The sequence below is a fragment of the Bacillus sp. P4_D3 genome, assembly GCF_056401855.1.
This window is the reverse complement of the sequence record NZ_JBFUIN010000054.1, coordinates 1-16,053: the sequence shown is the minus strand read 5'-3', so window position 1 is coordinate 16,053 and position 16,053 is coordinate 1. Positions and strand designations below refer to the sequence as shown.

The following is a 16,053-nucleotide window of genomic DNA, read 5'->3' as shown; positions in this document are numbered from 1 at the left end:
GGTGACATGTGGAGCTGACGAATACTAATAGATCGAGGACTTAACCATATAATATGAAGCAAATGTTATCTAGTTTTGAAGGAATATACCTTCAATAGTTTGGTGATGATGGCAGAGAGGTCACACCCGTTCCCATACCGAACACGGAAGTTAAGCTCTCTAGCGCCGATGGTAGTTGGGACCTTGTCCCTGTGAGAGTAGGACGTCGCCAAGCTATTTATATCATCGCGGGGTGGAGCAGTACGGTAGCTCGTCGGGCTCATAACCCGAAGGTCGCAGGTTCAAATCCTGTCCCCGCAACCAAATGGTCCCGTGGTGTAGTGGTTAACATGCCTGCCTGTCACGCAGGAGATCGCCGGTTCGACCCCGGTCGGGACCGCCATTTTATATAAAGAAAAGAACGAAACAAGTTGTTTCGTATTTTTTTATTTGTTTTAACAAAAAAACTAATAAAGACAGTCAAACTATCCTTAGGAAAACTCCTAAGGACTTTTTTATATATTTAAAACCTGTATAATAAAGAGCAGAGAACATTGTGAGTAAAGTAGGTGAAGTCTGTGAGTAAATATGAAGTAACAACAAAATCTTCCGAAGAAACCCAGCGATTATCAGAAAAATTAGGGGGACTTGTAAAGGCACAAGATGTAATTATTTTAGAAGGTGATCTTGGAGCTGGCAAGACGACTTTTACAAAAGGACTAGCAAAAGGTCTTGGAGTGAAAAGAGTCGTAAATAGTCCTACCTTCAATATTATTAAAGAATATAAAGGAAGATTACCGCTATATCATATGGATGTGTATCGTTTAGCGGAAAGTGAAGAAGATTTAGGATTTGATGAGTATTTCTATGGTGAAGGGATTACAGTAGTAGAATGGGCTCATTTAATAGAAGCATATTTACCGAATGAGAAGTTGCAAATTAGTTTATTCCATGCTGGAGATGATACAAGAAAAATTGTACTCGAGCCAATTGGAGATCGCTATATTAGATTATGTGAGGAGCTATTACAAGATGAAAGTACTAGCAATTGATACTTCAAATTACGTAATGGGTGTATCCCTTATTGAGGAAGGGAACGTGATTGGGGAAATCATTACAAATTTAACAAAAAACCATTCTGTACGTCTTATGCCAGCTGTAGAGAAACTGTTAAAAGAATGCGGTGTAAAACCGAAAGAATTGACTAAAATTGTTGTAGCAGCTGGACCAGGATCATATACAGGTGTTCGTATAGGTGTGACAGCTGCAAAAACATTAGCTTGGTCACTTCAAATACCAATTGTAGGTGTATCAAGTTTAGAAGTGGTGGCTGCAAATGGTACTAATTTTAATGGACTAATTTGTCCTTTATTTGATGGCCGACGTGGTCAAATTTACACGGGGTTATATACATATGAAGGAGAGCGTATAACTTCAATAGAAGAAGACCGAATTATTCTTATTGTTGACTGGTTGCAAATGTTAAAAGATAAAGAACAGCCTGTTTTATTTATTGGTAACGATGTTAAATTGCATAAAGAAACAATTGTAGAATATTTAGGTGATCAAGCTGTATTTGCTCCGTTCACTAAGAATAACCCAAGACCAAGTGAATTAGCATTTTTAGGATTACAAAAAGAAGAACAAGACGTGCATACGTTTGTTCCTAGCTATCTTCGTTTAGCTGAAGCTGAAACAAAATGGTTAGAAAGTCAAAAACAATAGGGGCCTACAGAAGATGGATATGATATTTAGAAAGATGGCACTTGATGATATTGCTCAAATTGTAGCTATTGAAGAAGCATCTTTTTCAACCCCTTGGACTGCAGATGCCTTTCACCGTGAATTAGAGATGAATGAACATGCACATTATGTCGTGCTAGAAAAAGATGGTCTCGTAATTGGATATTGTGGATTGTGGATAATTATTGATGAATCACATGTAACAAATATAGCTATCCTACCAGAATACAGAGGTCAAAAGCTAGGGGATGCCTTATTGAAAGAAGTCATTTCCGAAGCGAAAGGGTTAGGAGTAAAAACAATGACACTTGAAGTACGCGTGTCAAATGAAGTAGCAAAGCAGTTATACAGAAAATACGGATTTCAAAATGGTGGGATTCGTAAACGATACTATGCAGACAATCAGGAAGATGGTCTTGTAATGTGGGTGAATATATAATGGAAAAAAACACAATTATACTTGGTATTGAAACAAGCTGTGACGAAACAGCTGTAGCAGTTGTTAAAAATGGAACGGAAATCATTGCGAATGTCGTTGCATCGCAAATTGAAAGTCATAAGCGTTTTGGCGGAGTTGTACCAGAGATTGCATCCCGTCATCATGTAGAAGAAATCACAGTTGTGTTAGAAGAAGCTTTAAAAGAAGCGAATATCACTTTTGAGGATATTGATGCAATTGCTGTAACAGAAGGCCCAGGTTTAGTCGGAGCACTTTTAATAGGTGTAAATGCAGCGAAAGCTGTGGCTTTTGCTCATGATATCCCTCTAGTTGGTGTTCATCATATTGCTGGTCATATTTATGCGAACCGTTTAGTAAAAGAAGTACAATTCCCGTTACTATCGCTTGTTGTATCCGGTGGACATACGGAGCTTGTTTATATGAAAGAACATGGTTCATTTGAAGTGATTGGTGAAACGCGAGATGATGCGGCAGGAGAAGCTTACGATAAAGTAGCTCGTACATTATCAATGCCTTATCCAGGTGGTCCTCATATTGATCGCCTTGCGCATGAAGGAAAACCAACAATTGATTTGCCTCGTGCGTGGCTAGAACCTGATTCGTATGATTTCAGCTTTAGTGGATTGAAATCAGCAGTTATCAACACTGTGCATAACGCAAAACAGCGCGGTATAGAAATTGCACCAGAAGATTTAGCAGCAAGTTTCCAAGAAAGTGTAATAGATGTACTTGTAACGAAAGCGTCCCGTGCAGCAGATGCTTATAATGTAAAACAAGTGCTTCTTGCTGGTGGAGTAGCTGCTAATAAAGGGCTTCGTGCACGTTTAGCAGCAGAATTTGCACAAAAAGAAAATATAGAGCTAATTATTCCTCCTCTATCTTTATGCACAGATAATGCAGCGATGATTGCGGCTGCAGGTACAATTGCATACGAACAAGGAAAACGCGCTACATTAGCTTTAAATGCAAATCCAGGATTAGATATTGAAGCATAGTTATACACAAAATTAACCACAGATTGTGGATAAAACCCGTATTATCTGTTGATAATACGGGTTTTTTTGTGTACATAAAATGTGTATAACTTTTTGTGTGACTGTGGATAATGTGGAAAAGTTATTTGGGAGTTTATATTATAAAGGTGGATATGTGCATAACCTTGTGGATAACATAGTGGAAGTCTGACCTTTGTAGAAATTCTTTTTTGGGAAATAAAAAACAAGGAGATGTCCAAAAAACATTTTGAAACATCCTCCACTTGTTATATAAGGTGCTACTATTGTCAATCCTTGTCGGTAAATCGATATTTCTTGTCGAATCGTTTATATAATTTCATTTACTATGGTATTGATTCCAAAAGAGAAAATAAAAAGGAGGTCATCTCGTCAAAAAGACCGACTTATGAGACATCCCCCTCTTTTAAATTCTCTTATATATGCAGTTCTTCCCATTCTGCCATACAAGCTTCAAGCTGTTCTTGCAGTTTTTGTTTTTTAGTTGTAATTTCACTAGCCTTTTCATAATCTGCATATATTTCTGGTAAGCAAAGCTGATCTTCTAACGTAGCAATTTCTTCTTCTAAGCCTACGATATTTTGTTCCAGTTCTTCAATTTTTCGAGTACGTTGACGCTCTAACTGTTTACGTTCTTTTTCTTCGAGATAATTTAATTTTTCTTGTGCCACCACTTTTTGAACAGGTACTTCATCTTCTTGCTCTAGTTCCGCACGTTCAATCATTTCATTTTTCTTTTCAACGTAATAATCGTAATCACCTAAATATTCTTGTGCACCTTCTGTTGATAACTCAACAACGGTTGTCGTTACGCGATTAATAAAGTAGCGGTCATGAGAGACGAATAGAAGAGTACCTGGGTAATCAATTAAAGCATTCTCCAAAATCTCTTTACTATTTAAATCAAGATGGTTTGTTGGTTCATCGAGAATTAATAAATTGGATTTTTGCATCATAAGTTTTGCAAGAGCTAGTCGAGCCTTTTGTCCACCACTAAGAGAAGATACTGGTTTGAGTACATCATCCCCTGTGAATAAAAAGTTGCCTAGTATAGTGCGAATTTCTTTTTCAGGTTGCAGGGGATATTCATCCCATAGTTCATTTAAAACTCGCTTCGAAGATGTTAAGTTGGCTTGTTCTTGATCATAATAACCAACAGATACATTTGACCCGAAAGCAACGTTTCCATGTAATAGCTGTAACTTATTCACAATGGATTTTAATAATGTAGATTTTCCAATTCCGTTTGGCCCAACTAAGGCAACACTGTCACCGCGAGTTAAGCGCATATTTACATGTTCAATAATCGGTTCCTGATAATAGCCAATAGTTGCATCTTTAACTTGTAAAACATCATTTCCACTTTGTTTTTCAATATCGAAGTGGAAGGAAGCTGATTTAGAATCGCCTAATGGTCTAGCTAATACTTCCATTCTGTCTAATTGTTTACGGCGACTTTGAGCACGTTTTGTCGTAGATGCACGAGCTATATTTTTTTGCACAAAGTCTTCCAGTTTAGAAATTTCATCTTGTTGTTTTTCATAACGCTTCATCTCTTGCTCGTATAGAGCTGATTTTGAGTCTAAATATTTACTGTAGTTACCAACAAATCGTCGGCTTTCCTTATTAGAAATTTCGTATACTTGTGTAACGAGTTTATCTAAGAAATAACGGTCATGGGAAACGATTAAAATCGCGCCGGGATAGCCTTGTAAATATTGTTCAAGCCATGTTAGTGTCTCAATGTCCAAATGGTTTGTAGGTTCGTCTAAAATAAGTAAGTCTGGTCTAGTTAATAATAATTTCCCAAGAGCTAATCGAGTCTTTTGTCCACCACTTAATGTGGAAATTGTCGTCTGATGCGTTTCAACTGGGAAGCCAAGACCGCTTAGAATCGAGCGTATATCCGCTTCGTACTGATAGCCGCCTTGATCTTTATAATCTAATTGTAATTGGTCATAATCAGCTAATAATTTCTCATATATAGCCGCATTTGAAAAGTTTTCTTCTTTTCCCATCTCTTGCTCTAGCTTTCGAAGTTTTGTCTCCATCTGCTGTAGATGTGTAAAGACGGTTAACATTTCATCCCAAATTGTTAAAGACGTTTCTAATCCGGTATTTTGAGCTAAATACCCCATTGAGACATCTTTTGGTTTTATAATTTCACCACCATCATGAGATAACTCGCCAGCTATTATTTTTAATAATGTAGATTTTCCGGCTCCATTTCGTCCGACTAATGCGATACGATCTTTTGTTTGTACTTCCAATTTTATGTTTGCAAGAATCGTTTCTGCACCGTATAATTTCGAAAGCCCATTCACTTGTAATAATATCAATGTTTTCACCTCAAATAATTTCTTAACTTTGCCATGTTTATATTTCTCAATCATACTAAAAATAGTGTATAGTTTAAAATAAAGAGAGAATACTTCTTCTCTTTATTATACAAGGAAATTCATGAGTACTAAACTTCTGTATTTGATTCAAGTATAAGAATAAAGATAGGAAGAGAGGAGAGGTTATATGGATCAGCAAAAAATTCCACAGGCCACTGCCAAACGATTGCCTCTATACTATCGATTTATCCAAAACTTATCTCTTTCTGGTAAGCAACGTGTTTCATCAGCCGAATTGAGTGAAGCGGTAAAGGTTGATTCCGCAACTATTCGAAGAGATTTTTCATATTTTGGAGCGTTAGGGAAAAAAGGATATGGATATAACGTAAATTATTTATTATCATTTTTCCGTGAAACACTCGACCAAGATGATATAACACGTGTGGCACTTATTGGAGTAGGTAATTTAGGGACCGCTTTCTTACATTATAATTTCACGAAAAACAATAATACAAAAATTGAAATGGCGTTTGATGTTAGTGAAGAGAAAGTTGGAACAGAAATCGGAGGAATTCCTGTATATCATTTGGATGAATTAGAAGAACGTTTATCAACTGATATACAAGTGGCAATATTAACGGTACCCGCTACAGTAGCGCAATCTGTGGCAGATAGATTGGCAGAAACGAACGTGCATGGTATTTTAAATTTCACACCAGCACGCTTAAATGTGTCAGAGAATATAAGAATTCATCACATTGATTTAGCTGTAGAGTTACAAACGCTTGTTTACTTTTTGAAGAATTATCCACAATAAAACGCAGAGGAGATGACCTCTGCGTTTTATTATTGTTTTTTCTTTGTGAATTTAACTAAGATAAGGCGAAGTGCCAAATTAAAATCAATTGTTGCCATAACTGCAAATAGTATTGTCCACATATTCCAGATTGTATCTGTTACGTTCGTAATGGCGAAGCGTGTAAAGATACATCCAAGAAGAAAGTACAATACAGCCATGAACAATGGTGAGTTTCTCATACTAAAAATCCTCCGATAAAGCCTTGCATTTTTTCAGCTTCTTTAATCATTTCTTGAATTTGCTCATTACTTACTACAACTTGAGCAACTGCAACTAATGTATTCATTGCAACATGAGCTGCAATAGGAACTATAATTCGTTTCGTTTTTACGTATAAAAAGGCGAATACGAGCCCCATAGAAGTGTATACCAATAAGTGAGTAAAATCAAAATGAATCGCCGCGAATACAAGTGAACTAATGATAGCGGCAATAAAGAAGTTAAACTTCTTATAAAGTGTACCGAATAAAATTTTTCTAAATACGATTTCTTCCAAAATAGGTCCTATTATAGATATGACAATAAGGAACCAAGGTGTCGTTCTTGCGATGTCCATAAGTCTTGCTGTATTTTCAGATCCCGGTGTAATCCCTAATAAACGCATTTCGATCATACCGGCAATGCTTTGTGAGAACAGCGCTAAGAAGAAACCAATAAAAATCCACCCAATTGTAGCTGGAACAGTAGAGCGCATTTTATCTAAATGCCTGTCACGAATGTCTGTTCTGAGTAACCAAAGTACAACGCATAATGCAATGAAAAAGCTAATGATAGCCCAATGACCAGTTATGAGCTGAAGTTTTTCCTCTCTAGTAAATCCCCTATTATCGTATAGTCCAGTTTTCAGGAGAAGCGGTAACCCGGCAATGCCTGATAACTGCATTAAAATGTATGTAACGATAATCCACCAATATTGTTTTTTCAAATGGTTTAACCATCCTTTCTAACGCTAGTGTATGAGATAAGGTAGGATAACATGTAAATATGCTACCTACGATATAAACTTTCATCTGAATTATATTTTTTTTGTAAATAAGTATTTGAAAATAAAATAGGAGACAGGAAAAAGTTGTACGTTTAGCGAAAACAACTTAGGGTGTCTTTCATATTGTAACATACAAGAAGTGGGAACAACGATTCATATAGTAAAGGTAGTAGAAGAAGTAATGATATCTAGGAAAGTGCATAAAGTAATTTGCGAAAAAATTATGATTTTTTTACTTGCAAAAGAAATTGAGATTATTTATTATTAGAAGTGTGTTAGCACTCGTGTGACTTGAGTGCTAATAAATAAAATTTACATAACAAAATGAGGAGGTTATTGTTCATGCTAAAGCCATTAGGTGATCGCGTTGTAATTGAACTTGTTCAAGCAGAAGAAAAAACAGCAAGTGGTATTGTATTACCAGAAACTGCAAAAGAAAAACCACAAGAGGGTAAAGTTATTGCAGTAGGTACAGGCCGAGTGCTTGAAAATGGTGAGCGTGTTGCTTTAGAGGTAGCAGCAGGTGATCTTATCATCTTCTCAAAATATGCAGGTACTGAAGTGAAATACGAAGGTACAGACTACTTGATTTTACGTGAAAGTGACATTTTAGCAATTATCGGTTAATTATATACATTTTAAAAATCCAAGGGGGTCAATTATTATGGCAAAAGATATTAAATTTAGTGAAGAAGCACGTCGTTCGATGCTTCGCGGTGTCGACACTCTTGCAAACGCAGTAAAAGTAACGCTTGGACCAAAAGGTCGTAACGTTGTACTTGAGAAAAAATTCGGTTCACCACTTATTACAAATGACGGTGTAACAATCGCAAAAGAAATCGAATTAGAAGATGCATTCGAAAACATGGGTGCGAAATTAGTAGCAGAAGTTGCTAGCAAAACAAACGATGTAGCTGGTGACGGAACGACAACTGCAACTGTATTAGCGCAAGCTATGATTCGTGAAGGTCTTAAAAACGTAACAGCTGGTGCAAACCCAATGGGTCTTCGTAAAGGTATCGAAAAAGCTGTTACTGCTGCAATTGAAGAATTAAAAGCGATTTCTAAACCAATCGAAGGTAAATCTTCTATCGCACAAGTAGCTGCTATTTCTTCGGCTGACGAAGAAGTAGGTCAATTAATCGCTGAAGCAATGGAGCGCGTTGGTAACGACGGCGTTATTACTTTAGAAGAATCTAAAGGATTCACAACAGAATTAGACGTAGTAGAAGGTATGCAATTTGATCGTGGATATGCATCTCCTTACATGATTACTGATTCTGACAAAATGGAAGCAGTTCTTGATAACCCATACATTTTAATTACTGATAAAAAGATTTCTAACATCCAAGAAATCTTACCAGTATTAGAGCAAGTGGTACAACAAGGTAAACCACTTCTTATCATTGCTGAAGATGTAGAAGGCGAAGCGTTAGCTACATTAGTAGTGAACAAACTTCGTGGTACATTCAATGTAGTAGCTGTTAAAGCTCCTGGATTTGGTGACCGTCGTAAAGCAATGCTAGAAGATATCGCAATCTTAACTGGTGGCGAAGTAATCACTGAAGAATTAGGACGTGACTTAAAATCTGCTACAGTTGAATCTTTAGGACGTGCTGGTAAAATTGTTGTAACGAAAGAAAACACAACTGTAGTTGAAGGTATTGGAAATTCACAACAAATCGAAGCTCGCATCGGTCAAATCCGCGCGCAATTAGAAGAAACTACTTCTGAATTCGATCGTGAAAAATTACAAGAGCGTCTTGCTAAACTTGCGGGCGGTGTAGCAGTAATTAAAGTAGGTGCAGCAACTGAAACTGAGTTAAAAGAGCGCAAACTTCGCATTGAAGATGCACTTAACTCAACTCGTGCAGCAGTAGAAGAAGGTATCGTTGCAGGTGGTGGTACTTCACTTATGAACGTATACACAAAAGTAGCTTCTATCGTAGCTGAAGGCGACGAAGCAACAGGTATCAACATCGTACTTCGTGCACTAGAAGAGCCAGTTCGTCAAATCGCAATCAACGCTGGTCTAGAAGGATCTGTAGTTGTAGAGCGTCTAAAAGGCGAAAAAGTAGGCGTTGGTTTCAACGCAGCTACTGGCGAATGGGTTAACATGCTTGAGTCTGGTATCGTAGATCCAGCTAAAGTAACTCGTTCTGCACTTCAAAACGCAGCATCTGTTGCAGCTATGTTCTTAACAACTGAAGCTGTAGTTGCTGACAAGCCAGAACCAGCTGGTTCTGCTGGAATGCCTGACATGGGCGGCATGGGCATGGGCGGTATGGGCGGAATGATGTAATTCCGTTTGCTCGAAAAACATCCATTTCTATATAGAAATGGATGTTTTTTGTGTTTTTGAGCGCAGGAAATTAATTTCTGTAGAATTTTGTCGCTTTCTCTCTTGACCATACTCATACTTCATTGTTAGAATCTAGGAAGATAATATAAAACGATCCTTCATATATCCTCAATGATATGGTTTGAGAGTCTCTACCGGGTTACCGTAAACAACCTGACTATGAAGGCAGTGTGTCTTATATTTATAAAGAGCGGAAGACTATCTTTCTTTATAAAGCCAGACCCCTGCCTTTCTTTGTTATGAGACTAGAGGCGGAGGACTGGCTTTTTTTATTATATTGGTAATTCTTTTTGCTAAATTGGTGAAAATATTTATATACGAGAACTAACGTTGGGGTGATTATTTTGAAGAAGCAGCATGATACAATTATCGTTTTAGATTTTGGGAGTCAGTACAATCAGTTAATAGCACGTCGAATTCGTGAGTTCGGTGTATACAGTGAACTTCATCCGCATACAATTACTGCAGAAGAAATTAAAGCAATGAATCCAAAAGGGATCATTTTCTCTGGTGGACCAAATAGTGTATACGGTGAAGGTGCATTACATTGTGATGAAAAAATCTTTGAACTAGGATTACCGATTTTCGGTATCTGTTACGGTATGCAGCTTATGACGCAACACTTCGGTGGTAAAGTAGAACGTGCCAACCACCGTGAGTATGGAAAAGCTGTTCTTAAAGTAGAGAACGAATCAAAATTATATGCGAACCTTCCAGAAGAGCAAGTTGTATGGATGAGCCATGGTGACTTAGTAACTGGTTTACCTGAAGGATTCGTAGTAGATGCAACAAGTGAGTCTTGTCCAATTGCTGGTATGAGCAATGAAGACAAAAACTTATATGGTGTACAATTCCACCCAGAAGTACGTCACTCTGAGCACGGTAACGATTTAATTAAAAACTTCGTATTCGGCGTATGTGGTTGTTCTGAAGGATGGAACATGGAGAACTTTATCGAAGTAGAATTAGAGAAGATCCGTGAAACTGTTGGAGACAAAAAAGTACTATGCGCACTTAGCGGCGGTGTAGACTCTTCTGTTGTAGCAGTATTAATTCATAAGGCGATTGGTGACCAATTAACATGTATTTTCGTGGACCACGGTTTACTTCGTAAAGATGAAGCAGAAGGTGTTATGAAAACATTTAGCGAAGGCTTCCATATGAACGTTATTAAAGTGGATGCGAAAGAACGCTTCATGAACAAGTTAAAAGGTGTAGAAGATCCAGAACAAAAGCGTAAAATCATCGGTAATGAATTCATTTACGTATTTGATGATGAAGCTTCTAGATTAAAAGGAATGGACTTCCTAGCGCAAGGTACACTTTACACGGACATCGTTGAAAGTGGTACAGCAACTGCACAAACAATTAAATCTCACCATAACGTTGGTGGACTTCCAGAAGACATGCAGTTCAAATTAATTGAGCCTTTAAACACTTTATTTAAAGATGAAGTACGTGTATTAGGATCAGAATTAGGAATTCCTGATGAAATCGTATGGCGTCAACCGTTCCCAGGTCCAGGACTTGGTATTCGTGTATTAGGTGAAATTACAGAAGAGAAATTAGAAATCGTTCGTGAATCTGATGCGATTTTACGTGAAGAAATCCAAAAAGCAGGATTAGAACGTGAAGTTTGGCAATACTTCACTGCGCTTCCTGGTATGCGTAGTGTAGGTGTTATGGGTGACGAGCGTACTTACGATTACACAGTAGGTATCCGTGCAGTAACATCTATCGATGGTATGACAGCTGACTGGGCACGTATCCCTTGGGACGTATTAGAGAAAATCTCTGTACGTATCGTAAACGAAGTAAAACACGTTAACCGTATCGTGTATGATATAACGAGTAAGCCACCAGCAACTATTGAGTGGGAATAGTATTATAATGAAAGATCCATCTATCATTTTATGCATAGATGGATCTTTTTGTTTTTAAGTGATTATACGAACGAAAATATAAAAATATATAAAAATGTTCGTTTTTAAATTGACACACACCCTATTGTGAGTTAATATGAGTATGTAATTCAAACAAAAAGTGAATATTATGCCGTCGTATAATATCGGGGATATGGCCCGAAAGTTTCTACCTAGCTACCGTAAATGGCTTGACTACGAGGCGTTTGTATAAAGATGAGGGGAAACTTGTCTTTGTTTATAGAACGCTTCCATGTATATGCAATGGGAGCCTTTTTTATTTTTATAGATAAAAGAGGGCTAGGGTGAAATACGGCGAGTAATCATATAACGGGGGAAACGTAGGATGAAACGCTATTTTCAGTTTGATGAGCTCGGTACGAATTATAAGACTGAGTTCATAGCAGGGTTAACGACATTTCTATCTATGGCTTACGTACTATTTGTCAATCCTGCTACGCTGTCGCTTGGAAATGTTAAAGGGTTACCAGCAGGTACAGGAATGGATCCAGGTGCAGTATTCGTTGCTACAGCATTAGCAGCGGCGATTGGTTCGTTAATCATGGGGATATTTGCGAAGTATCCGATTGCTTTAGCGCCAGGTATGGGAATAAACGCGTTCTTTGCTTATACAGCGGTGTTAACGATGGGAATTCCGTGGCAAACGGCGATTGCTGGAACATTAATGTCAGGTATTATCTTTATTATTCTTACTGCTTCAGGTATTCGTGAAAAAATCATTAATGCAATTCCAGTAGAGTTAAAGTTTGCAGTAGCGGCGGGTATCGGATTATTCATTGCCTTCCTTGGATTCCAAAATGCCGGAATTATCGTAAAAAATGATGCTGTCCTTGTTGGATTAGGGGATTTAACGAAGGGTACAACGTTGCTGGCGATTTTCGGAGTTGTTATTACAATCATCTTCATGATTAGGAAAATAAATGGTGCTGTTTTCTACGGTATGATTCTTACGGCAATCTTAGGAGTAGCAACAGGATTAATTGATACTCCGAAAGCTGTAGTGGGAGCAATACCGAGTCTAGAACCAACGTTCGGTGTGGCGTTAACTCACTTTGGAGATATTTTCACTGTTGAAATGGCGATTGTTATTATCACGTTTTTCTTTATCGATTTCTTTGATACAGCAGGTACGCTTGTAGCGGTTGCGAATCAAGCGGGATTAATGAAGAACAATAAATTACCACGTGCAGGAAAAGCATTATTTGCAGATGCGGTTGCAACTGTAATTGGTGCAATTCTAGGTACATCTACTACAACGTCTTACATTGAATCGTCTGCAGGGGTAGCAGCAGGAGGACGTTCTGGATTTACAGCAGTTGTAACAGCAGGATTCTTCTTACTGGCACTTTTCTTCTCGCCACTATTAAGTGTTGTGACACCAGCTGTAACGGCACCAGCTCTAATTATTGTAGGAATCTTGATGGTTTCATCTTTAGGAGAAATTGATTGGAAGAAATTCGAGATTGCAGTACCGGCATTCTTTACAATCATCTCTATGCCACTTACGTATAGTATCGCAACAGGAATCGCGATTGGATTTATCTTCTATCCAATTACAATGGTTGTGAGTGGTCGTCGTAAAGAGATTCATCCAATTATGTATGTTATGGGAGTTTTATTCGTACTATATTTCATCTACGTTCGTAAATAAAAGGGGTTTTTTGAAAGGTCTAGACTTAAGGGGAGTCTAGACCTTTTTTGCGTCTTCAGAAAATCTTAAGGATTTCCGAGCGTTTTTCTTCAGAAGTTTTCTTATAATAGAAGTTAGGGATTAAAAAACTGATGGGGGAGATATTATGGCCGAGGAAACGATACTTGTTGTAGATGATGAAAAAGAAATTAGGAACCTTATTACAATTTATTTAAAGAACGAAGGATATAAAGTACTGCAAGCAGGGGACGGAGAAGAAGGGTTACGTATATTAGAAGAAAATGAAGTGCACTTAGTCGTATTAGATATTATGATGCCGAAAGTAGATGGTATTCATATGTGTATGAAAGTAAGGGAAGCGAAGGAAATGCCGATTATTATGCTTTCGGCAAAAACGCAAGATATGGATAAAATTTTAGGATTAACAACAGGTGCAGATGATTACGTAACAAAACCGTTTAATCCGTTAGAGTTAATCGCAAGAATTAAATCTCAGCTACGTCGTTATATGAAAATGAATGGTTTTGCTATTCAAAATGAGGACGAGTTAGAAATTGGGAATATGGCAATAAACATCTCAACTCATAAAGTCATTGTAGAGGGAGAAGAAGTGAAGTTAACTCCAAGGGAATTTTCAATTTTAGAATTGCTAGCTCGTAATCCAGGTATGGTCTTTAGTGCTGAGCAAATTTATGAAAAAGTTTGGAACGAAAGATCTTTCCAGTCTGATAACACTGTAATGGTACATATTCGAAAAGTACGTGAAAAGATTGAGGAGAATCCAAGGAAGCCGAGATATATAAAAACAGTATGGGGAGTGGGGTATAAGATTGAAAAAGATATTTAATCCATTTACTTATGTTAGGAAAGCTAGAACATTAGTGGAGAAATTAGTGAAGAGTGTACGGCGGAGTATAAGAATTCAACTGATTACTACTTTCGCAGCTTGTGCGTTATTAGGAGTTTTATCAACGAAAGCAGCAGCACCATTTTTTGAAAATGCAAATCGTGAGGCTACTATCGATTATCGAGCTGGTATGGAGCGAATTAATCAACAAGCTCAAAGTGCTGCAAATAGCTCAGTTCATGAAAATAAATTAGAAGCCATATCAAATATGATTGAAATAGAGAACCAAAATTTAGAGCAAGGATCTAGAGCTTTAAAGATATTGGTTACTGACGAAAGCGGGAAAGTTTTATATAAAACGAAGCAGGCACAAGAAGAGCAAATAGATTTGCATAATACGATTCGTAATGCAGCATCGTTTGCGATTAATTATACAAATGGTAGAGAAGTATTTGAAAGTACAAGAAAAGAGTTTATAGCTTTTTCACCTATTACTATAGAAGGAAAGAATTTGTACATGTTTGTTAGTGGAATTCCAGAGGGAGAAGTAATGTATGACACGCAAGAAGGGCCATTCCCGTTTTTAATTGGTGTGCTCGTATTCATTTTCTCTTTCTTCTATATAACAAAGAGAAAGATGAAGCAGATCGAAGCGATGGCAGAAGGTGTGAAAGAAATAGAAAAAGGAAACTTGGCTTATCGTATTGAGAAGAAAGGTGAAGATGAGATTGCGTCTTTAACTGAGAATATTAATAATATGGCAGAAGAGCTTATGAATAATATAGAAAAGGAACGTAAATTAGAGAAGCAAAAGAATGAGCTTATTACGAATGTATCTCATGATTTGCGTACGCCGCTTACTTCTATTATGGGATACTTACGATTACTTAGAGACTCTAAATATGAAAATAAAGAGCAACATGATGAGTATACTAAAATTGCTTTTGCAAAGTCGGAGCAGTTAAAGAATTTAATAGAAGATTTATTTGAGTATACGAAGTTAACAAATGAACAAGTTGTATTAGAAAAACAAGAAGTATGTGTAAATGAGTTGCTTGATCAATTAATAGAAGAGTTAGTACCACAGGCAGAAGAGCACGGGCTTTCATTTGTTAAAAAATTTCCTGAAGAACGTGCGCATGCAATGATTGACTCGGAAAAGATGGTCCGTGTATTCGACAACTTGCTAATGAATGCGATTAAGTATAGTAAAGATGATGGAGAGATAAAAGTTTCTCTGCAAAGACAGCGCAGGGATATACAAATTGTTATTGCAAATCATAGTGAAGAGTTTACGAGAGAAGAGTTAGGGAACTTGTTTGAACGGTTTTATAAGAAAGATCAATCTAGAAGTAGAGTAACAGAAGGTTCGGGGCTCGGATTAGCTATTGCGAAAAGCATTGTTGAGTTGCAAGGTGGTAGTATTCGAGCTGAGTATGAGGATGGGATCGTTCAGTTCATCGTTTCATTACCAATTATAGAAAAATAATAAATGAATAGAATGTTATAGGATAAAAAGGCTTATTTTAAAAGGAATAAGTCTTTTTATATTTTTTTAGAAAAACATATTGACGATTAGAGTATAGAGGTGTAATATAGGACAAGTCGCCGATAGCAACAACGCAGAAAGCGACAAAASAAAWMRAAAAACTTGGTTGACATTGAAATATGAAAATGTTAACATAAGGRAGTCGCAAATGAGCGGCAGAYAAGTTCTTTGAAAACTGAACGAAACAAACAACGTAAACGTCAATTTTTATTTTTAGATGCTAGACAAACTAACTTTATTGGAGAGTTTGATCCTGGCTCAGGATGAACGCTGGCGGCGTGCCTAATACATGCAAGTCGAGCGRATGGATTAAGAGCTTGCTC

General features: G+C 37.2%; 14 protein-coding genes, 2 tRNA genes, 2 rRNA genes and 2 riboswitches. Of the genes, 15 read left to right on the top strand and 3 right to left on the bottom strand.

Annotated features, from left to right (window positions below; all coding sequences use genetic code 11):
* Window positions 1–98: 98 nt before the first annotated feature.
* The 7 genes from rrf (at window position 99) to tsaD (ending at window position 3,177) form a co-directional block, all read left to right on the top strand.
* A 5S ribosomal RNA gene (rrf, locus tag AC1DTM_RS10030) occupies window positions 99–214 on the top strand.
* Between the two features lie 12 nt (window positions 215–226).
* A tRNA-Met gene (locus AC1DTM_RS10025) sits at window positions 227–303 on the top strand.
* A gap of 3 nt (window positions 304–306) precedes the next feature.
* Window positions 307–382, top strand: a tRNA-Asp gene (locus AC1DTM_RS10020).
* Between the two features lie 175 nt (window positions 383–557).
* Window positions 558–1,031, top strand: coding sequence for a tRNA (adenosine(37)-N6)-threonylcarbamoyltransferase complex ATPase subunit type 1 TsaE (gene tsaE, locus AC1DTM_RS10015; RefSeq protein ID WP_002159530.1), 474 nt, complete (start codon window positions 558–560; stop codon window positions 1,029–1,031).
* The gene (gene tsaB / locus AC1DTM_RS10010) at window positions 1,012–1,704 is read left to right on the top strand and encodes a tRNA (adenosine(37)-N6)-threonylcarbamoyltransferase complex dimerization subunit type 1 TsaB (protein WP_002124827.1); all 693 of its coding nucleotides are present in this window, start codon (window positions 1,012–1,014) and stop codon (window positions 1,702–1,704) included. Before tsaE ends, tsaB begins: the two co-directional genes overlap by 20 nt.
* Window positions 1,705–1,717: 13 nt before the next feature.
* Window positions 1,718–2,161, top strand: a complete 444-nt coding sequence (gene rimI, locus AC1DTM_RS10005; protein WP_002159529.1) for a ribosomal protein S18-alanine N-acetyltransferase — start codon at window positions 1,718–1,720, stop codon at window positions 2,159–2,161.
* Entirely contained in the window at window positions 2,161–3,177 is a 1,017-nt protein-coding gene (gene tsaD, locus AC1DTM_RS10000; RefSeq protein ID WP_002009991.1) for a tRNA (adenosine(37)-N6)-threonylcarbamoyltransferase complex transferase subunit TsaD, read from the top strand. Before rimI ends, tsaD begins: the two co-directional genes overlap by 1 nt.
* Window positions 3,178–3,611: 434 nt before the next feature.
* Here tsaD and abc-f read toward each other — a convergent pair whose 3' ends face one another.
* Window positions 3,612–5,534, bottom strand: a complete 1,923-nt coding sequence (gene abc-f, locus AC1DTM_RS09995; protein WP_106408167.1) for a ribosomal protection-like ABC-F family protein — start codon at window positions 5,532–5,534, stop codon at window positions 3,612–3,614.
* A gap of 187 nt (window positions 5,535–5,721) precedes the next feature.
* Between abc-f and AC1DTM_RS09990 the strand changes: the two genes are divergently transcribed.
* The gene (locus AC1DTM_RS09990) at window positions 5,722–6,351 is read left to right on the top strand and encodes a redox-sensing transcriptional repressor Rex (RefSeq protein WP_000372704.1); all 630 of its coding nucleotides are present in this window, start codon (window positions 5,722–5,724) and stop codon (window positions 6,349–6,351) included.
* A gap of 29 nt (window positions 6,352–6,380) precedes the next feature.
* Here AC1DTM_RS09990 and AC1DTM_RS09985 read toward each other — a convergent pair whose 3' ends face one another.
* Both AC1DTM_RS09985 and AC1DTM_RS09980 read right to left on the bottom strand, forming a co-directional pair.
* Window positions 6,381–6,572 (bottom strand): YdiK family protein, encoded by a 192-nt coding sequence (locus tag AC1DTM_RS09985; protein WP_199715726.1) that lies wholly within the window; start codon window positions 6,570–6,572, stop codon window positions 6,381–6,383.
* A complete protein-coding gene (locus AC1DTM_RS09980; RefSeq protein ID WP_002009988.1) occupies window positions 6,569–7,318 on the bottom strand; it encodes a CPBP family intramembrane glutamic endopeptidase in 750 nt (249 codons plus the stop codon). The genes AC1DTM_RS09985 and AC1DTM_RS09980 overlap by 4 nt, the downstream gene beginning before the upstream one ends.
* Before the next feature lie 402 nt (window positions 7,319–7,720).
* Between AC1DTM_RS09980 and groES the strand changes: the two genes are divergently transcribed.
* The 7 genes from groES to AC1DTM_RS09945 form a co-directional block, all read left to right on the top strand.
* Complete coding sequence (groES, locus tag AC1DTM_RS09975; protein WP_002009985.1) at window positions 7,721–8,005, top strand: co-chaperone GroES; 285 nt, start codon at window positions 7,721–7,723, stop codon at window positions 8,003–8,005.
* A 37-nt stretch (window positions 8,006–8,042) separates the two neighbouring features.
* Window positions 8,043–9,680, top strand: coding sequence for a chaperonin GroEL (gene groL, locus AC1DTM_RS09970; RefSeq protein ID WP_016103366.1), 1,638 nt, complete (start codon window positions 8,043–8,045; stop codon window positions 9,678–9,680).
* Window positions 9,681–9,818: 138 nt separating this feature from the next.
* A riboswitch (purine riboswitch) is annotated at window positions 9,819–9,920 on the top strand.
* 164 nt (window positions 9,921–10,084) lie between these two features.
* Window positions 10,085–11,623, top strand: coding sequence for a glutamine-hydrolyzing GMP synthase (gene guaA, locus AC1DTM_RS09965; RefSeq protein WP_133059462.1), 1,539 nt, complete (start codon window positions 10,085–10,087; stop codon window positions 11,621–11,623).
* 155 nt (window positions 11,624–11,778) lie between these two features.
* A riboswitch (purine riboswitch) is annotated at window positions 11,779–11,880 on the top strand.
* A gap of 128 nt (window positions 11,881–12,008) precedes the next feature.
* The gene (locus tag AC1DTM_RS09960; RefSeq protein ID WP_002113447.1) at window positions 12,009–13,334 is read left to right on the top strand and encodes an NCS2 family permease; all 1,326 of its coding nucleotides are present in this window, start codon (window positions 12,009–12,011) and stop codon (window positions 13,332–13,334) included.
* 145 nt (window positions 13,335–13,479) lie between these two features.
* Window positions 13,480–14,181, top strand: coding sequence for a response regulator transcription factor (locus tag AC1DTM_RS09955; protein ID WP_199715728.1), 702 nt, complete (start codon window positions 13,480–13,482; stop codon window positions 14,179–14,181).
* Complete coding sequence (locus AC1DTM_RS09950; RefSeq protein ID WP_002159515.1) at window positions 14,165–15,670, top strand: sensor histidine kinase; 1,506 nt, start codon at window positions 14,165–14,167, stop codon at window positions 15,668–15,670. The genes AC1DTM_RS09955 and AC1DTM_RS09950 overlap by 17 nt, the downstream gene beginning before the upstream one ends.
* A 295-nt stretch (window positions 15,671–15,965) precedes the next feature.
* Window positions 15,966–16,053 (top strand): 16S ribosomal RNA (locus tag AC1DTM_RS09945); the annotation flags it as partial.